Source organism: Cognatishimia maritima (assembly GCF_900129685.1).
In the GTDB taxonomy this organism is placed as follows: domain Bacteria; phylum Pseudomonadota; class Alphaproteobacteria; order Rhodobacterales; family Rhodobacteraceae; genus Cognatishimia; species Cognatishimia maritima.
In genome coordinates this window covers 742,075-759,231 of sequence record NZ_FQWM01000001.1, presented here as the reverse complement: position 1 = coordinate 759,231, position 17,157 = coordinate 742,075, and the positions used below count along the sequence as shown (strand labels likewise).

At 57.4% G+C, this 17,157-nt stretch carries 18 protein-coding genes; 17 read left to right on the top strand and 1 reads right to left on the bottom strand.

Translation table 11 applies throughout. The features are described 5' to 3' along the window. Nucleotides 1-17 precede the first annotated feature (17 nt). The 3 genes from BUA39_RS03965 (at nucleotide 18) to BUA39_RS03955 (ending at nucleotide 2,724) form a co-directional block, all read left to right on the top strand. Nucleotides 18-1,250, top strand: a complete 1,233-nt coding sequence (locus tag BUA39_RS03965) for an MFS transporter (RefSeq protein ID WP_072791182.1) — start codon at nucleotides 18-20, stop codon at nucleotides 1,248-1,250. Nucleotides 1,251-1,315: 65 nt separating this feature from the next. Further along, nucleotides 1,316-2,185 (top strand): 50S ribosomal protein L11 methyltransferase, encoded by an 870-nt coding sequence (locus BUA39_RS03960; RefSeq protein WP_072791181.1) that lies wholly within the window; start codon nucleotides 1,316-1,318, stop codon nucleotides 2,183-2,185. A gap of 191 nt (nucleotides 2,186-2,376) precedes the next feature. Then, nucleotides 2,377-2,724, top strand: a complete 348-nt coding sequence (locus BUA39_RS03955; RefSeq protein WP_131814562.1) for a hypothetical protein — start codon at nucleotides 2,377-2,379, stop codon at nucleotides 2,722-2,724. A 208-nt stretch (nucleotides 2,725-2,932) separates the two neighbouring features. On the opposite strand, the gene BUA39_RS03950 is transcribed toward BUA39_RS03955, so the two are convergent. Beyond that, nucleotides 2,933-3,124, bottom strand: a complete 192-nt coding sequence (locus BUA39_RS03950; RefSeq protein WP_072791177.1) for a DUF1127 domain-containing protein — start codon at nucleotides 3,122-3,124, stop codon at nucleotides 2,933-2,935. Between the two features lie 311 nt (nucleotides 3,125-3,435). Here BUA39_RS03950 and ruvC point away from each other — a divergent pair, with 311 nt between their 5' ends. The 14 genes from ruvC (at nucleotide 3,436) to BUA39_RS03880 (ending at nucleotide 17,120) form a co-directional block, all read left to right on the top strand. Next, nucleotides 3,436-3,942: a crossover junction endodeoxyribonuclease RuvC gene (ruvC, locus tag BUA39_RS03945; RefSeq protein WP_072791175.1), complete on the top strand. Its 507-nt coding sequence runs from the start codon at nucleotides 3,436-3,438 to the stop codon at nucleotides 3,940-3,942. Beyond that, entirely contained in the window at nucleotides 3,939-4,625 is a 687-nt protein-coding gene (gene ruvA, locus BUA39_RS03940) for a Holliday junction branch migration protein RuvA (RefSeq protein ID WP_072791174.1), read from the top strand. Before ruvC ends, ruvA begins: the two co-directional genes overlap by 4 nt. Nucleotides 4,626-4,628: 3 nt before the next feature. Continuing rightward, nucleotides 4,629-5,657 (top strand): Holliday junction branch migration DNA helicase RuvB, encoded by a 1,029-nt coding sequence (gene ruvB, locus BUA39_RS03935; RefSeq protein WP_072791173.1) that lies wholly within the window; start codon nucleotides 4,629-4,631, stop codon nucleotides 5,655-5,657. A gap of 113 nt (nucleotides 5,658-5,770) precedes the next feature. Continuing rightward, a complete protein-coding gene (locus tag BUA39_RS03930) occupies nucleotides 5,771-6,403 on the top strand; it encodes a hypothetical protein (protein WP_072791172.1) in 633 nt (210 codons plus the stop codon). Nucleotides 6,404-6,474: 71 nt separating this feature from the next. Next, a complete protein-coding gene (gene ybgC / locus BUA39_RS03925) occupies nucleotides 6,475-6,864 on the top strand; it encodes a tol-pal system-associated acyl-CoA thioesterase (RefSeq protein WP_072791170.1) in 390 nt (129 codons plus the stop codon). 108 nt (nucleotides 6,865-6,972) lie between these two features. Then, nucleotides 6,973-7,647 (top strand): protein TolQ, encoded by a 675-nt coding sequence (gene tolQ, locus BUA39_RS03920; RefSeq protein ID WP_072791167.1) that lies wholly within the window; start codon nucleotides 6,973-6,975, stop codon nucleotides 7,645-7,647. Between the two features lie 3 nt (nucleotides 7,648-7,650). Continuing rightward, nucleotides 7,651-8,118 carry a protein TolR gene (gene tolR / locus BUA39_RS03915; RefSeq protein ID WP_072791166.1) on the top strand — a complete coding sequence of 156 codons (468 nt, stop codon included), beginning with the start codon at nucleotides 7,651-7,653 and terminating at the stop codon, nucleotides 8,116-8,118. Nucleotides 8,119-8,141: 23 nt separating this feature from the next. Beyond that, nucleotides 8,142-9,224, top strand: a complete 1,083-nt coding sequence (locus BUA39_RS03910; RefSeq protein ID WP_072791163.1) for a hypothetical protein — start codon at nucleotides 8,142-8,144, stop codon at nucleotides 9,222-9,224. Beyond that, nucleotides 9,221-10,552 carry a Tol-Pal system beta propeller repeat protein TolB gene (gene tolB / locus BUA39_RS03905; RefSeq protein ID WP_072791160.1) on the top strand — a complete coding sequence of 444 codons (1,332 nt, stop codon included), beginning with the start codon at nucleotides 9,221-9,223 and terminating at the stop codon, nucleotides 10,550-10,552. Before BUA39_RS03910 ends, tolB begins: the two co-directional genes overlap by 4 nt. A 75-nt stretch (nucleotides 10,553-10,627) precedes the next feature. Further along, nucleotides 10,628-11,149, top strand: a complete 522-nt coding sequence (gene pal, locus BUA39_RS03900; RefSeq protein WP_072791157.1) for a peptidoglycan-associated lipoprotein Pal — start codon at nucleotides 10,628-10,630, stop codon at nucleotides 11,147-11,149. A gap of 11 nt (nucleotides 11,150-11,160) precedes the next feature. Further along, nucleotides 11,161-11,979: a tol-pal system protein YbgF gene (ybgF, locus tag BUA39_RS03895; protein WP_072791154.1), complete on the top strand. Its 819-nt coding sequence runs from the start codon at nucleotides 11,161-11,163 to the stop codon at nucleotides 11,977-11,979. Continuing rightward, nucleotides 11,970-13,202, top strand: a complete 1,233-nt coding sequence (gene tilS, locus BUA39_RS03890; RefSeq protein ID WP_084604696.1) for a tRNA lysidine(34) synthetase TilS — start codon at nucleotides 11,970-11,972, stop codon at nucleotides 13,200-13,202. Before ybgF ends, tilS begins: the two co-directional genes overlap by 10 nt. A 101-nt stretch (nucleotides 13,203-13,303) precedes the next feature. Further along, entirely contained in the window at nucleotides 13,304-15,217 is a 1,914-nt protein-coding gene (ftsH, locus tag BUA39_RS03885) for an ATP-dependent zinc metalloprotease FtsH (RefSeq protein ID WP_072791152.1), read from the top strand. A gap of 226 nt (nucleotides 15,218-15,443) precedes the next feature. Then, complete coding sequence (locus tag BUA39_RS03880) at nucleotides 15,444-17,120, top strand: formate--tetrahydrofolate ligase (RefSeq protein WP_072791149.1); 1,677 nt, start codon at nucleotides 15,444-15,446, stop codon at nucleotides 17,118-17,120. Nucleotides 17,121-17,157: the final 37 nt, after the last annotated feature.

Below are 17,157 nucleotides of genomic sequence, written 5' to 3'. Positions count from 1 at the left end.
ATGCGTAAAGAGGGCGCATGATGAAAAGGATCAACCTAGGAGACACGAGGCATTTGCCTTGGTGGCGACAGCCAATTGTCCTGCTGTTTTTGATGGCGGCGGGCATGCCTGTGGCATTTTCAACTTGGCTTGCGCTGCTCAATAATTTCGTCATCGAAGTCGCCGCATTTGACGGGGCTGACATCGGCCTTTTGCACACGGTGCGTGAGATCCCCGGATTCCTTGCTGTTGGGGTCATCTTCCTTATCATTTTTATCCGAGAGCAAATCTTGGGCCTATTGTCACTGGCCCTGCTGGGCGCTGCAACAGCCGTCACCGCGTGGTTCCCGACGCTTGGCGGCATAATGATGATCACGTTGCTAAGTTCGATCGGGTTTCACTACTACGAGACCGTCAATCAAAGCCTACAATTGCAATGGCTCGACAAAAAGCACGCGCCAAAGGTGCTGGGTTGGCTGACGGCGATGGGTTCGGCCGCGACTTTGGTCGTCTACGTGGCGTTGATTATGACATGGGAGACTTTTGGGCTCAGCTTCAACAAGGTCTTTCTGTTGTCTGGCGGTGCGACGCTGATAATTGCTGTTGTCGCTTTGCTGGCATATCCGCAATTTGAAAGCGCGACGCCACAGGTCAAAAGGATGGTGCTGAAAAAGCGCTATTGGCTTTACTATGCGCTCCAGTTCATGGCGGGGGCACGGCGTCAAATTTTTGTGGTCTTTGCGGGCTTTATGATGGTCGAGAAATTCGGCTTTGATGTGCATGAACTGACAAGCCTTTATCTGATCAACTTGGTCGCCAACATGCTGTTTGGCCCCCTGATCGGCGGGGTCGTCAGCCGCTTTGGCGAACAGCGCACGCTGCTGTTTGAGTATTTTGGACTGGTCGTTGTCTTTCTTGCCTATGGTGGCATCTACTATTTTGGCTGGGGTGTGATGCTGGCCATGGTGCTCTATGTTGTGGACCACCTGTTGTTCTCAATGGCGCTGGCGCTGAAAACCTATTTCCAAAAAATCGCCGACCCAGAAGACATCGCGCCGACGGCGGCGGTCGCCTTTACCATCAATCATATTGCAGCGGTGTTCTTGCCCGTCCTGTTGGGGATCATGTGGTTGCACTCTCCAGAGGCGGTTTTTGCGGCCGCGGCCGCGATGGCGATGGTCTCTTTCCTTCTGGCACTTTTGATCCCGCGGCATCCCTACAAGGGCAATGAAACACGTCTGCAAAGCGTTGTGCCAATCCCGGCGGAATGATCTCGACGCTTGACCTTTGGGCGGCCCCCGCATAGGCCGCAGGAACCTATAACAAGGATCTACAGATGCCGACCTTCACCGCCCTGACCACCGTAAATGGCAAAGACCAAGCAGACCGGCTTGGCACCGCGATGGAGAATCTTGACCCGGAACCAACGGGTGTCGGCGTCTTTGAGATCGAAGATGGGTCTGGGCTTTGGGAAGTCGGCGCCTATTTCACCGAGGAACCAGATGCAGCGTCTTTGGCGTTGCTGGAAGCGGCCTTTGACATCAAGCCTTTTGCCGTTTCTGAACTGCCCGAAACAGACTGGGTTGCGCATGTCAAACGAGAACTCTCGCCCGTTCAGGCGGGGCGCTTTTTTGTCTACGGCGGCCATGATGCGGATCAGGTGCCAGAAAATTGCGAACCCCTGTTGATTGAGGCTGCGATGGCCTTTGGCACCGGGCATCACGGGACGACTTTGGGCTGCCTGAAGGCCTTGGACCGGCTGGCGAACGAAGGATTTGTAGGTCAGAACGTGGCGGACATCGGATGCGGGACAGCGGTTCTTGGCATGGCGGCTGCGCGAATCTGGCCGAACCCTGTTTTGGCGAGCGATATTGATGAGGTGGCTGTCGATGTGGCAGAGGCCAACGTGAAAGCCAATTATCTGACCGGGCGCGTGATCTGTCTTGAAGCCGCAGGGTTCAGCCATCCTGATCTCGCAGCCAAAGCGCCCTATGATCTGGTCTTTGCCAATATCCTAAAAGCTCCGCTTATAGGCCTCGCTCCAGAGATGGGCGCAAACATCGCGACAGGCGGCTACGCCATTCTGTCAGGCATCTTGAATGAGCAGGCAGATGAAGTTGTTGCGGCTTATGACGCAAATGGCTTTGCGGTCCATACGCGCGAAGAAATCGGGGATTGGACAACGCTGACGTTGCAGCGCCGCTAAGGCGAATCATCAGTTTGAGAAAACCACAAGGCGGCCATGGGCCGCCTTTTTTGCTCCCTTGCGCGGAATTAGGCCTCAAACACGGTTGGAATGAGGCGCTTTTGTGAAAATTGCGCATGTTTGCCCAATTTTTGCCACAATTTAGGGGCAATGTAGCCTTGTTTGGTGGGGGCCAAACGAAGTGTGCTGCCATGGCTGATCCACGTGATGAATTCTCACTGCGCCTGCGTCGACTGAACGCAAAGCGCAAGACGTCTCTCAGACGCACCCGCTCCGCATTTGTTGACAACGACGGCTACGTGATTGTCCGCGGCTACCGCGAAAAGCGGGGTGTGCCTTACACTGGCTTGATGGTCCTACTCGTTGGGTTTTTTGGCCTAAAAGGGGCCTTGATGGCCCAGCTGGGCGATGGCGTTTATGCCGCCAAGCTCGATAAGCTGCACCAGTCCGAAACGACAGTCTCTGCCATTGGTGCCTGGACGATGCAGCCTGATCCGGTCTCGGTTCTGGTCGCGGCACACCTGCGCGATATGCTGTGATGCGTTTGCCGAAAGGCACTGCCACAATTTCTTAGAGCTGCATTGGTATATTAACGAGTATGTAACAAGTGACGCGGGTGAATGGCGCAATGACGCGTATTTGTTCAGCGCTGAACCCGTATGTAGATTGCAAAAAAGCCGCGAGGGGTATCGCGGCTTTTTTGTTGCGATCAGCTTTGACGCTGATCAATCACCTTTTGCCTAAGGCTTAGGTGATGGAATGAATGTCGCGGCGCAGCAGACCGATGTCTTCCAGCTCACGGTCAGACAGTTTGGACAGAGCAGCGCGAGTTTTGCGCACTTCGTACCAGCTGATGACGTTGGAGATGAGTGCAGAGAAGAACTGGCCAAATTGGCCAGCGGAAGCTTGGTGCACACGAGTGGTTTCAAATGCGGCCATATCGATAATCCTTCTATTTGGTCATGGTCGGTGTCTTGACCTGCATTTAGGAGGACTGACCGCGCGCCACAATCGACAAGATTTCATGCCCGCCCTGCGTTTTTTGCATGCCTTAATTTTGGGCGTTTAGGGCGAAAGTTGTGCAAATCCTATGATCGTCCCGCGAAGGCTGGGTTTTGTGCTTGCGCTCTCTGCATGACGCAAATTTGCACCGAACCCGTATTGTGCTGCGGCCCAAGTTGCGAAGTCGCTTGGCGAACGTTCTTGTTTTGTGCTAGGGCTTGCAAAAGGCCGCAAAGGCAGGAGCAGATATGCGTGTATTGGGGATTGATCCAGGCTTGCGCAACATGGGATGGGGGATCATCGATGTTGCAGGCAGCCGTATTAGCCATGTGGCCAACGGGATATGTCATTCGGTCGGAAGCGACCTCGCGGTGCGGCTTTTGTCTTTGCATGAACAGCTGACCGATGTGGTGCACCGGTTCCAACCCGACCATGCCGCCATCGAACAAACTTTCGTGAACAAAGACGGTGTTGCCACCCTGAAACTTGGTCAAGCGCGCGGGATCGCGCTGCTGGTGCCCGCGCAGGCGGGTTTGGTGATCGGGGAATATGCGCCCAACAAGGTCAAGAAGACAATCGTGGGTGTGGGCCACGCTGAAAAGCACCAGATTGAGCATATGGTGAAACTGCAACTGCCCGGTGTGAAAATCGCGGGGGCCGACGCGGCAGATGCCTTAGCCATCGCCATGTGCCACGCCCATTACGCGCGCGCCAGCAGCAGCTGGGAAGCCGCCCTGAAGAAAGCTAGCGCATGATCGGGAAAATCACAGGCCGCATTGAGTACCGGGCAACCGACCACGTGCTGATCGATGTGCGGGGTGTCGGCTATATCGTTTATTGCTCTGACCGTACCCTGATGGAACTGCCGGGCAACGGAGAGGTTGTCGCCCTGTTTACAGAGATGCTGGTGCGCGAAGACATTTTGCAGCTTTTTGGCTTTACCACCTTACTTGAAAAAGAATGGCATCGCCTGTTGATTTCGGTGCAGGGCATTGGGGCAAAGGCCTCCCTGGCGATCCTTGGCACGCTTGGACCAGAAGGCGTCGGGCGGGCGATCGCCTTGGGCGATATCAACGCCATTAAAGCTGCCAAAGGTATTGGTCCCAAGACCGCGCAGCGTGTGGTGCATGAATTGAAAGACAAAGCCCCCGCTGTCATGGCTTTGGGCGGATCGCTTGCTGCGGCCCAAGGCGACGCGCCGGCATCAGAGGACGTGCTTGAGGAGGTGCCGGTTGTGCCGGCGTCTGCACCCAAAGCGTCTGCAGCGAAGGGGCAGGGTATCGCAGCTCAGGCAGAGGCACTATCTGCGCTCTCTAATCTCGGTTATGGGCCGGGCGATGCCGCCGCTGCCGTCGCTGAAGCTTCGGGTACAGATCCTGATCTGGACACTGCGGGCCTGATCCGCGCGGCTCTGCGCTTGCTCGCGCCGAAGGGATAATCGATGGAAAGCCCTGATCCGACCCTCCGACCGGAACCGCGCCCCGAGGATGCCGACCGCGCCCTGCGCCCGCAGGGCCTTGGTGAGTTCATTGGTCAGGCCGAAGCCCGTGCCAATCTGCGCGTCTTTATCGAGTCTGCAAAACAGCGCGGCGAGGCCATGGATCACACGCTGTTTCATGGTCCTCCTGGCTTGGGGAAAACCACGCTTGCACAAATCATGGCGCGCGAGTTGGGGGTGAACTTTCGTATGACCTCTGGTCCTGTGCTGGCCAAGGCTGGGGATTTGGCAGCGATCCTCACCAACCTCGAAGCGCGCGATGTGCTGTTTATCGACGAAATTCACCGCCTAAACCCGGTTGTCGAAGAAATCCTTTATCCCGCGATGGAGGATTTTGAACTGGACCTTGTGATCGGCGAAGGCCCCGCTGCACGCACGGTTCGAATTGAACTGCAACCCTTCACGCTTGTCGGGGCCACGACACGTTTGGGATTGCTGACCACGCCTTTGCGGGACCGTTTCGGGATTCCGACGCGGCTGCAGTTCTATACGGAAAATGAGTTGAATGAGATCGTGACGCGGAATGCCCGCAAGTTGGGCGTTGCGCAGGAAGAAGGCGGCGCGCGCGAAATTGCGCGGCGCTCGCGGGGGACGCCCCGAATTGCAGGTCGTTTGTTGCGCCGGGTGGTGGATTTTGCGCTGATCGAAGGCGACGGGGTCATCACCAAAAAACTCGCTGACGGTGCTCTGACCCGATTGGGCGTGGATCATCTGGGTCTTGATGGGGCTGACCGTCGCTATTTGACATTCATTGCCGAAAACTATGCCGGTGGTCCGGTTGGGGTGGAGACCATCTCTGCTGCGCTCAGTGAAAGTCGGGATGCCATCGAAGAAGTCATTGAACCCTTCCTGTTGCAACAAGGTCTGATCCAGCGCACTCCGCGTGGGCGTATGTTGGCGCGAAAAGCTTGGCAGCATTTGGGGCTGGCAGCCCCTGATCCGCGCAAAAATCAGAGCGATTTGTTTGAATGATCTGCCGGATGCCTCCGGCGGGAGTATTTTTGCAAAGGTGAATGCGGGGGTTGCTGTTTGAAAGGTCAGGCGGCATTTAGGGCGCGTTTGAAATTGCAGCACTCGGGTTCAATATGAGCGTCACAACACCTGAAGCCATTCAAGAGTTTTTTACGCGCGCGGATGGTCGTTATGTCTTCGCACGTTGGGGGCGGCCCATCGCGCCGATTGTGTTTGGCGTGGCGGACGAGACGCTTGCCACGGTCAAAGGCGCGCTTGAGGCTGTTGTGACCTTGGCAGGGCATCAGATGGCGGAAACAGACCCGGAGCTGGGCAGTAACCTCATGTTCTTTTTCTTTCGGGATTGGGCGGAGCTGTTAGAGGTGCCCGATTTGGATCGCTTGATCCCGGGGTTGGGTGATCTTGTCGCGAAGCTGGATGCGGCCGGGGCCAATCAATACCGCGTGTTCCGGTTCGAAAAGGATGGCGCCATCCGCGCGGCCTTCGTGTTTCTCAAGATGGAATCCGAATTGCAGAAGCTGCCAGCCGAGACATTGGCGCTTGGGCAGGCGGTTCAAGTGATCCTGATGTGGGGAGATCGTGCATTTGCAGCGTCTTCACCTTTGGCAAAACTGCCCGAGACGGGCGCAACAATCCTGCGGCCGGATGTGGCAGGCATTATCGCGGCGGCCTATGATCGCATGATGCCGCCCTCTGCGGTTGATCCGAGTCATGCCTACCGCATCTTTGCACGTCTGCAGGGGTAATCTGCGCGTTTGTTGAATTTTAACCGCAGGTTTCGTAGCCGTCTGTGACCAAAAAAAGAGGGCAGGCCACGATGCAACATAACTTTCCAATCCGCGTCTATTACGAAGACACTGATATGGCGGGCATCGTGTTTTATGCGAACTACCTGAAATACATCGAACGAGCGCGCAGCGATTGGGTGCGTGGCAAGGGGATCAATCAGGCGGAATTGAAGGAAAGCGACGGATTGGTGTTTGCCGTGCGTCGGGTAGAGGCGGATTACCTTGCTCCGGCGCATTTTGACGAAGAACTGATTGTCGAGACTCGTCCTGTGACGGTCACGGGTGCGCGTTTGGTGATGGAACAGATCGTCAAACGCGACAGCGAACTTCTGTTTCAGGCCATTGTCACCTTGGTTTGCATCAATGAAACAGGTCAGCCGGTGCGGCTTCCGGCGAATATTCGCTTAATGCTGCATTAAAGCAGGCAATTTTCCGTGAAAGCCCCTGTTTCATTGGCTTTCCGTTTCGAAACACGCTAGTTTTCTGACAAAAGGGGCCGGGAAAGGCCGTCAGATACGAGCAGGCATATGGAAGCAGCAGTCGATTTCTCGATGTGGGCGTTGTTCGCGCGCGCCACGTTAACCGTGAAACTTGTGATGGTGGTGCTGGTCATCGCGTCCTTCTGGTCATGGTCGGTCATTATTCAGAAAATCATCGCCTACCGCGCGGCACGTCGCGAAGCGGCGCAGTTTGACCGGGCGTTCTGGTCTGGAGAGCCGCTGGATGGTCTGTTTGATGAGATCGGGGCCGAACCTTCGGGCCGGTCCGCACGGATATTCGCGGCGGGCATGATGGAATGGCGGCGCAGTCATCGCCAAGACGGCGGCTTGATCGCCAATGCCACCAGCCGGATTGATCGCTCGATGGATGTTGCTGTCGCCAAAGAAGCCGAGGAATTGCAGAAGGGTCTGCCGGTACTGGCAACCATCGGCTCCACCGCGCCCTTTGTCGGTCTTTTCGGGACCGTTTGGGGCATTATGAATGCCTTTATCGAAATCGCAGAACAGCAGAACACCAACCTCGCCGTGGTTGCGCCGGGCATTGCCGAGGCGCTTTTGGCCACGGGGTTGGGCCTTTTGGCTGCCATCCCGGCAGTGATTTTCTACAACAAGCTTAGCGCGGATAGTGATCGCATTCTGGCAGGCTACGAAGCCTTTGCAGATGAATTCGGCACAATCCTAAGCCGCCAGTTGGACAGCTGATCGATGGGCGCGGGTGTCATCAAGAAACAGGGCCGGGGGCGCCGCAGCCGCCGGACGCGCAGCCAGCCGATGGCGGAAATCAACGTCACGCCATTTGTGGACGTGATGTTGGTGCTTCTGATCATCTTTATGGTGGCAGCCCCCTTGCTGACGGTCGGTGTACCGGTCGAATTGCCCAAAACCGCTGCCAATCCATTGCCGGGGGAACAGGAAGAACCTTTGACGGTGACAATCACGGCAGAGGGGGCTGTACTTATTCAAACCACAGAAACCGCTGTGGCCGATCTTGTGCCTAAGCTGCGCGCGATTGCGGTGGAGCGATCCTCGGACCGGGTCTATTTGAGGGCGGATGGCAGCATCCCCTATGAAACGGTGGTGCAGATCATGGGCGCGCTGAATGCGGGCGGGTTTTCCGACATTGGGCTGGTCACGGATATTGGCGGACCGACGCTTGATGGCGGCGACGGCTGAGGTCAGGTCGTTTGGACAGTCGCTTGAACATTGGTCATTATATCTCGGGTGGGGCACATGCGCTGCTCATTGGCTACGCGTTGTTTGGTGGCGTGTTCAGCTCTGAACCAGAGCCGCCGGTGGTGACTGGCGTTGACATTATCACCAGCGAACAGTTCGACGCGCTATTCACCTCGGAGCGACCTCCAAGTGCGGCCAATGAGGTCGAAGTGCCTGTTGCCCCCGAAATTTCTGATGCGCCGCCTGCCATCGTGATCGATTCTGATCCGACTCCAGAGCAAAACGCGCCCGAGGTCGCCGAAACACCTGACACTGAGGCCGACCCTGAAACGCCCGCGCCAATCACGCCGCCGGTTGATGTCGCCGAAACCGTGCCAGAGATCACACCACCCGCGCCGCCTGAGGCCGCGCCGGAAACCTCTGTCCGTCCAAACGCAGCCCCTGTAACACGCGTCGCGCCAGAGGCCGTTCCGACACCGCAGCCGGATGTGCGGATTGCTGACGTGGATCAGGCCCCAACCGCAGAAGCCGAGACCGAAACCGAAGTGGTTGAAACGCGCGAAGAAACTGCACGGCAGGAGGCGGCGCCCGAAATTCCGACCGAGCCGAAAACCGGTGCAGTCACAAGCTCCGTGCGCCCCAAAGCGCGCCCGAACCGTCCGACACCGACAGAGCGACCGTCTCCAACACAGCCGACAGCCGAAGTACCCCGTACAGCCAGCAGCGACAGCATTGCCGATGCACTGGCAGAGGCACAAGCCGAGACGCCTGCAGCTCCGTCAGGCCCGCCCATGACGCAGGGCGAAAAGGACGCGCTGCGTATTTCCGTGCAGGAATGCTGGACCGTGGATGTCGGCAGCCAAGCCGCGAATGTCATCGTGACCGTTGGCATGTCACTTGATCGTGACGGAAGGGTGGTAGGCGGCTCTCTGAAGCAGCTCGGGGCGAGTGGCGGCGATGAAAATGCAGCCCGCGCAGCTTATGAGGCGGCGCGACGCGCGATTTTGCGTTGCCAAGAAGGTGGCTATAAGTTGCCGATAGAGAAATATGATCATTGGCGAAACGTGGAAATCACGTTTAATCCAGAAAAAATGAGGCGCAGATGAAAAACCTAGTCCTGGCCCTAACGCTGGTGCTGACCAGCCTGTCTTTGGCTCCGACATTGGCGGTGGCCCAAAGCGGCCCCTTGCGGATTGAAATCACCGATGGCGTGATCGAACCCTTGCCCTATGCAGTACCGGACTTTGTTGCAGAAAGCGCCGGCGCTGGTCAGCTTGCGCGTGATATCGCGCGGGTTGTGGCGGCAGATCTTTCAGGCACCGGCCTGTTTCGTGAGATTTCCAAAGACGCTTTTATCAGCTCGATTACGAACTTTGAGTCCCCCGTGCAATTCGCCGACTGGAAAGCCATCAACGCGCAGGCGCTGATCTCGGGGGCTGTCAGCGTCGATGCGTCGGGCAATATCGCGGTGAAGTTCCGCGTCTATGACGTCTTTGCCGGGCAGGAGTTGGGCAATGGGCTGCGCTTCCGTGGCACGCAGGAAGGCTGGCGGCGGATGGCGCATAAGGTGGCCGATGCCGTCTATAGCCGCATCACCGGCGAAAGCGGTTATTTTGACAGCCGCGTGGTCTATGTGTCGGAAACCGGCCCCAAAGATGACCGCAAGAAACGTCTGGCGATTATGGATTATGACGGCGCGAACCTGAAGTTCCTGACAGACAGTAACAGCATCGTGCTGGCACCGCGGTTTTCACCCTCGGGCGACCGGGTGCTTTATACGTCGTATGAAACGGGCTTCCCGCGTGTGTTCATCTTGGACATCGGCTCGGTGACGCGCCGTGTTCTTGAAGCGCAGTCTGGCGACATGAGCTTCGCACCACGCTTTTCGCCAGATGGCCGGTCTGTGGTCTATTCGATCACCGATGGCGGCAATACCGATATCTACCGCATGGAAATCGCCACTGGCACCCGCACTCGGTTAACCTCTGCCCCGTCGATTGAGACAGCGCCAAGTTTCAGCCCGGATGGCACAAAGATTGTGTTTGAAAGCGACCGGTCGGGCACGCAGCAGCTGTACGTGATGTCAGCGACCGGAGGCGAGGCGCAGCGCATCAGCTTTGGCCAAGGGCGCTATGGCACCCCGGTCTGGAGCCCGCGCGGCGACCTGATTGCCTTTACCAAGCAGAACAAAGGGCGTTTCCACATTGGTGTCATGCGCACCGATGGCTCTGAGGAGCGCCTGCTGACCGCCAGTTTCCTTGATGAAGGCCCAACATGGGCCCCCAATGGCCGTGTGATCATGTTCACGCGGGAAACGCAGGGGGCCAATGGGGCGGCATCGCTTTATTCGGTCGATGTTTCCGGCCGCAACCTCAAGCCTGTGCGCACGCAGGGCGGGGGGTCGGACCCCAGCTGGTCACCGCTGCAACAGTGAATATCAATCCGTCGTCACCTATGTTAAGACCAACACAAAGAACATATTAGAGGCGACATCGTCGGGAGCATTATCGTGAAAAAACATCTAGGAAAATCTGCCCTTCTTCTGGCCTTTTTGGCCGTCAGCGCCTGCACCAATCCCAATGCGGCGGGTGGCGGCCTGTTTGGCGGTGGTGGCTCTGGCGCAGCGGCGGGAGACTTCCAGCCCGGCAGCGCAAGCGACCCGCGCAGCCCGGCCTATTTCCAGCAGACCATTGGTGACCGCGTGCTCTTTGCCGTGGATCAGTCCACGCTGACAGATCAAGGCCGCGCCGTTTTGACCGCACAGGCCAACTGGCTGATCACAAATTCGGACTACATGGCTGTGATCGAAGGACACGCCGATGAGCAGGGCACCCGTGAATATAACCTTGCCCTTGGTGCGCGCCGCGCCAATGCGGTCAAGGAATTCCTTGTCAGCCAAGGCATCGCCAGCAATCGTTTGAAAACCATCACATATGGCAAAGAACGCCCGATTGAGATCTGTTCCGCCGAAGCCTGCTATACCCAGAACCGCCGCGCGGTGACGGTGATTTCTGCAGGCCTACTGAGCTAAGGAGCCTTAATATGCGGGCAATAGCACTTGTTGTTGCTTTGATGGGCAGCCTCTCGCCGATTGCGGTGGCCGCGCAGTCCAATGAAACGCTGGCGGACATCCGCCAGCAGCTTTCGGTGCTTTATGTCGAGGTGCAGCGCCTCAGACGGGAACTGTCGACGACAGGCACACCGCAGGTGGGCGTGTCGGGCGGGTCCGTCCTAGAACGGCTGGATGCCATCGAAAGTGAAGTGCAAAGGTTGACCGGCAAAACCGAGCAACTGGAATTCCGCATCGAAGAGATCGTGCGCGATGGCACCAACCGGATCGGCGATCTTGAGTTTCGTCTGGTCGAACTGGAAGGCGGCGACGTCAGCCAGTTGGGCAAGACCACCACCTTGGGCGGCGACTTTGGCGAACTGCCTGCACCGGTGAACCCAACTCCAGAGACACCCGGCAGTGAACTCGCCGTGGGCGAAGAGGCCGATTTCCAGCGTGCGATTGCGGCGCTTGAAGCGCAGGATTTCCAAGCAGCAGCGGATCAATTCGCGTCCTTCACGCTGTCCTATCCCGGCAGCCCGCTTGAAGCCGAGGCGCTGTTGCGCCGTGGGGAAGCGCTGGAGGGGCTTGGCAATCAACCCGACGCCGCGCGGGCCTATCTGGAAAGCTATTCAGGCTATCCGCAGGACGCCGTCGCGCCCGAAGCGCTTTACCGTTTGGGCCGCGCATTGGGCCTGCTGGGGCAAACCAACGAGGCCTGCGTGACCCTGAACGAAGTTGGCCTCCGCCATCCGGGGCATGAATTTGCCTTTGAGGCGCAGAGCCAAATGCAGAGCCTGGGATGCAGCTAGAACGGTCAGACAATGACCTGCTTACGATTCTCAAGACCGAAGTAAAACGCGCCGGTGCCACTCGGATTGGCGTGGCTGTTTCCGGCGGCGGTGATTCCATGGCGCTGCTTTATCTCGCGGCAGCGCTTGGCGAACGCTACACGGTAGAGGCCATTACTGTTGACCACGGGCTACGCAGCGGTTCTGCGAGTGAGGCGGAGTTCGTTCAAAAAGCCTGCGCGGGCCAAAACATTCGTCACGCGACCGCCCGCTGGCGCGGCTGGAAAGGCGAGGGCAACCTGCAAGACAATGCCCGCCGTGCGCGCTATGGCTTGTTGCTGGAATGGGCCAAGCGGCGTAAATTGCATGCGGTTCTGTTGGGCCATACCCAAGATGACGTTGCCGAAAATTTCCTGATCCGACTGGGTCGTGAAGCGGGTGTCGATGGGTTGGCCGAAATGGACAGCCGCTTTTCCCGCGACGGCCTGTTGTTTCTGCGCCCCTTACTGACTGTGTCACGCGAAGACCTGCGCGCCTTCCTGACCCGACACCGTCGCAACTGGCGCGAAGACCCCAGTAATGAAAACGAGATGTTCCAGCGCGTGCGTGCGCGTCGCACGCTAGAGCACCTCGAAGGTCTGGGCATCACGCCGCAAAGCCTTGCCCGCGTAGCACGCAATCTGCGCGATGCGCGCGATGTGCTGGAGCGGGACACAACAGCCCTTGCAGAACGCGGCGCCATCCAGTTCCACGGTGACTTGCTGATCTCTCGGGACATATATCTAGAGGCCCCGCATGAGCTACGCAGACGCTTGTTGGTGGCGGCCATCAATTGGGTGTCGCAAGCGGAGTACGCCCCGCGCCGGTCGTCCTTGCAGGAACTTGATCAGGCGATCGAAGCGACGCGAAACTATGCGTTGGGCGGTTGCCTTGTGACCGTCACAAAAACGCGCATCCGCTTAACACGCGAATATAATGCCGTGCGGGATCTGGTCGAACATTCCCCCGGCTGGGATCGCTGGGTTCTGCAAGGCCCGTGGGAGATGGGCATGCAGGTGCGCGCTTTGGGTGAGCCAAGCCTTGCCGGGCTGGAGAACTGGCGGGAATCGGATTTGCCGCGCAAGTCCTTGATGGCGACGCCCAGCGTTTGGAAAGGCGACACATTGATCGCCGCGCCGCTTGCAGACCGTTCAGAACATTGGCAGGTCAAACTGAAATCGCCAGATTTCATGGACTGCTTTTGACTGGTGGCCATTATCGCATTGAACCTGCCGGATTGATGTCTATTTATCACAGATGACAGCTGTGCTAGGACCGGCTGCAATTGACTTTGAGGAGACTTGCCTTGGGCAACGCACGCAATATAGCATTTTGGGTTGTGCTCATTGTGCTGATTTTGGCTCTGTTCAATCTGTTCAGCGGCAACAACAGCGCACTACAGAACCGCGATATTCCATATTCTGACTTCGTAACTGCCGTCGAAGATGGCACCGTCACCAATGTGACCTTGGACGGAGAGCAGGTGATCTATCGTGGATCAGATGGCAATGACTATGTCACCATCGCCCCTGAGGATGCGCGTGTGACTGACCTTCTGTTGGCAAACGACGTGAACGTTCAGGCGAAATCACAGGAACAGTCTGGCCTACAGGCCTTTATCCTGTCCCTTCTGCCCTTCCTGCTGCTGATCGGTGTGTGGATCTACTTTATGAACCGCATGCAGGGCGGCGGCAAAGGCGGCGCGATGGGCTTTGGCAAATCCAAAGCCAAGATGCTGACCGAAAAGCATGGCCGCGTGACTTTTGATGACGTGGCCGGCATCGATGAAGCCAAGGAAGAGCTGGAAGAGATTGTCGAATTCCTGCGCAACCCGCAGAAGTTCTCTCGCCTCGGCGGCAAAATCCCGAAGGGTGCGCTGCTGGTGGGCCCTCCGGGGACTGGTAAAACCTTGCTGGCGCGTGCCATTGCGGGCGAAGCAGGTGTGCCGTTCTTCACAATTTCTGGTTCTGACTTTGTTGAAATGTTTGTTGGTGTGGGTGCGTCCCGTGTCCGCGACATGTTCGAACAAGCCAAAAAGAACGCGCCTTGTATCGTCTTTATCGATGAAATCGACGCCGTCGGTCGTCACCGTGGTGCAGGCTACGGCGGTGGCAACGACGAACGTGAGCAAACGCTGAACCAATTGCTGGTTGAGATGGACGGCTTTGAAGCCAACGAAGGTGTGATCATCCTTGCGGCCACCAACCGTAAAGACGTGCTCGACCCAGCGCTGCTGCGTCCGGGCCGCTTTGATCGCAATGTGACGGTTGGCAACCCTGACATCAAAGGCCGCGAGAAAATCCTCGCCGTGCACGCACGCAAGACACCGTTGGGGCCAGATGTTGACCTGCGCATTATCGCGCGCGGCACGCCGGGCTTCTCTGGTGCTGACCTTGCGAACCTTGTGAACGAGGCCGCGCTGATGGCCGCCCGCGTGGGACGCCGGTTTGTCACGATGGAGGATTTTGAATCCGCCAAAGACAAGGTGATGATGGGGGCCGAACGTCGCTCTATGGTGCTGACGCAGGACCAGAAGGAAAAGACGGCTTACCACGAGGCGGGCCACGCTGTGGTTGGCTTGAAGCTGCCAGAATGTGATCCGGTCTATAAGGCCACAATCATTCCACGCGGTGGTGCCTTGGGTATGGTTGTTTCGCTGCCTGAAATGGACCGTCTGAACTGGCACCGTGATGAGTGCGAACAAAAGCTCGCGATGACCATGGCTGGCAAAGCTGCGGAAATCCTTAAATATGGCGAAGACCACGTGTCAAACGGCCCAGCCGGTGACATCCAACAAGCCAGCCAATTGGCGCGCGCGATGGTGATGCGTTGGGGCATGTCGGACAAAGTCGGCAATATCGACTACGCCGAGGCCCACGAGGGATATCAGGGCAACACCGGTGGGTTCTCGGTTTCAGCGGACACCAAAGTCCTGATCGAAGAAGAAGTGAAGCGCTTCATCCAAACTGGATACGAACGTGCGGTGCAGATTTTGACGGATCACAAGGACGAATGGGAACGCCTTGCGCAGGGGCTGTTGGAATATGAAACCCTCACCGGAGAAGAGATCAAACGCGTTATGCGTGGCGAACCTCCGCAGGCGGGTGACGATGACGACGGTGCGCCGGAAAAAGAGGACAAACCGTCTTTGACCGCGATCCCAAAAACCAAGCCTCGCGGAAAATCTGATGGTGGGATGGAACCTGAACCAACCTCCTGATGCGTAAAAAGCGACACTTCCAAGACCCCGGCGACATCCTGCGCCGGGGTTTTCTCATTTAAGGATTTTCCAGCGCTCATTGGCTTTCCAGAAGTTTCCAATGCGCGTCATCGGAGATTATCGGAGACGCAAGTTCAGCGCGAAATGTCGGATTTGCGACTAGGTCGGGTGGAATCGCAGGGTAATCCTTGGCTAAGTTTCGGCGCACCGAAGGAGTAATGCGGTTATGGCCTATAAATCTGACATTGAAATTGCCCGCGAGGCAAACAAGCTGCCGATCCAAGAGATCGGCGCAAAGATCGGCATCTCAAATGATGACCTGCTGCCCTACGGCCACGACAAGGCGAAGGTCAGCCAAGACTTCATCAACTCTGTTAAAGACAAAGAAGATGGCAAGCTGATCCTCGTGACCGCGATCAACCCAACGCCTGCGGGTGAAGGTAAGACCACCACCACTGTTGGTCTGGGTGACGGTTTGAACCGCATCGGCAAAAACGCGATGATCTGTATTCGCGAAGCGTCCCTCGGCCCGAACTTCGGCATGAAGGGCGGCGCAGCCGGGGGCGGCATGGCACAGGTTGTGCCAATGGAAGAGATGAACCTGCACTTCACAGGTGACTTCCACGCGATCACCTCTGCGCACTCACTTCTGTCTGCGATGATCGACAACCACATCTACTGGGGCAACGAGCAGGAAATCGACATCCGCCGCGTTGCATGGCGTCGTGTGGTCGACATGAACGACCGCGCCTTGCGTCAGATCACAGCCTCCCTTGGCGGCGTATCCAACGGCTTCCCACGCGAAACCGGCTTTGACATCACTGTGGCGTCCGAAGTTATGGCGATCCTTTGCCTGGCAAACGATTTGCAAGACCTTGAAAAGCGTCTGGGCGACATCATCGTTGCCTACCGCCGCGACAAAACCCCGGTTTACTGCCGCGACATCAAAGCCGAAGGCGCTATGACCGTTCTGCTGAAAGACGCGATGCAGCCAAACTTGGTGCAAACTCTGGAAAACAACCCAGCCTTCGTACACGGCGGCCCATTCGCGAACATCGCGCACGGCTGTAACTCTGTCATCGCGACAAAGACTGCGTTGAAAGTGGCAGACTACGTTGTGACCGAAGCGGGCTTTGGTGCTGACCTTGGTGCCGAGAAGTTCATGAACATCAAATGCCGCAAAGCAGGCATCGCACCATCCGCGGTTGTTCTGGTTGCGACTGTACGCGCGATGAAGATGAACGGTGGCATTGCCAAAGCTGACTTGGGTGCAGAAAACGTTGATGCCGTGAAAAACGGTTGCGCGAACCTTGGTCGCCACATCGAAAACGTGAAGTCCTTCGGCGTGCCTGTTGTGGTTGCGATCAACCACTTCGTGACAGACACAGATGCAGAAGTACAAGCTGTTAAAGACTACTGTGCAACACACGGTGTCGAAGCCATTCTGTCCCGCCACTGGGAGCTGGGCTCTGAAGGTTCTGCACCTCTGGCGGAAAAAGTTGTGGAACTGGCGGATTCCGGCGCGGCATCTTTCGCGCCGATCTATCCAGACGATATGCCGCTCTTTGAGAAAGTCGAAACCATCGCCAAGCGCATCTACCGCGCCGACGAGGTTCTGGCCGACAAGAAGATCCGCAATCAGCTGAAAGAATGGGAAGAAGCTGGCTACGGCAACCTGCCAGTCTGTATGGCGAAAACCCAATACAGCTTCTCCACCGATCCAAACCTGCGCGGTGCGCCGACTGGCCACTCTGTTCCAGTGCGTGAAGTCCGCCTTTCCGCCGGTGCAGGCTTCATCGTGGTTGTCTGCGGTGAGATCATGACCATGCCAGGTCTGCCACGTGTTCCTGCGTCGGAATCGATCCGTCTGAACGCAGAAGGTCAGATCGAAGGCTTGTTCTAAGCCACCAGAAAAGCTACTGCGGTCCGAGAGCTTTCGG

Excerpts from the sequence above, each read along its gene's own strand:
- ruvA (WP_072791174.1), top strand. The coding sequence starts at position 3,939 with ATGATCGGGAAAATCACAGGCCGCATTGAGTACCGGGCAACCGACCAC.
- tolB (WP_072791160.1), top strand. The coding sequence starts at position 9,221 with ATGAAAAACCTAGTCCTGGCCCTAACGCTGGTGCTGACCAGCCTGTCT.
- BUA39_RS03930 (WP_072791172.1), top strand. The coding sequence starts at position 5,771 with ATGAGCGTCACAACACCTGAAGCCATTCAAGAGTTTTTTACGCGCGCG.
- BUA39_RS03965 (WP_072791182.1), top strand. The coding sequence starts at position 18 with ATGATGAAAAGGATCAACCTAGGAGACACGAGGCATTTGCCTTGGTGG.
- ybgC (WP_072791170.1), top strand. The coding sequence starts at position 6,475 with ATGCAACATAACTTTCCAATCCGCGTCTATTACGAAGACACTGATATG.
- tilS (WP_084604696.1), top strand. The coding sequence starts at position 11,970 with ATGCAGCTAGAACGGTCAGACAATGACCTGCTTACGATTCTCAAGACC.
- BUA39_RS03960 (WP_072791181.1), top strand. The coding sequence starts at position 1,316 with ATGCCGACCTTCACCGCCCTGACCACCGTAAATGGCAAAGACCAAGCA.
- tolR (WP_072791166.1), top strand. The coding sequence starts at position 7,651 with ATGGGCGCGGGTGTCATCAAGAAACAGGGCCGGGGGCGCCGCAGCCGC.
- tolQ (WP_072791167.1), top strand. The coding sequence starts at position 6,973 with ATGGAAGCAGCAGTCGATTTCTCGATGTGGGCGTTGTTCGCGCGCGCC.
- ruvC (WP_072791175.1), top strand. The coding sequence starts at position 3,436 with ATGCGTGTATTGGGGATTGATCCAGGCTTGCGCAACATGGGATGGGGG.
- ybgF (WP_072791154.1), top strand. The coding sequence starts at position 11,161 with ATGCGGGCAATAGCACTTGTTGTTGCTTTGATGGGCAGCCTCTCGCCG.
- ruvB (WP_072791173.1), top strand. The coding sequence starts at position 4,629 with ATGGAAAGCCCTGATCCGACCCTCCGACCGGAACCGCGCCCCGAGGAT.
- BUA39_RS03950 (WP_072791177.1), bottom strand. The coding sequence starts at position 3,124 with ATGGCCGCATTTGAAACCACTCGTGTGCACCAAGCTTCCGCTGGCCAA.
- BUA39_RS03880 (WP_072791149.1), top strand. The coding sequence starts at position 15,444 with ATGGCCTATAAATCTGACATTGAAATTGCCCGCGAGGCAAACAAGCTG.
- BUA39_RS03955 (WP_131814562.1), top strand. The coding sequence starts at position 2,377 with ATGGCTGATCCACGTGATGAATTCTCACTGCGCCTGCGTCGACTGAAC.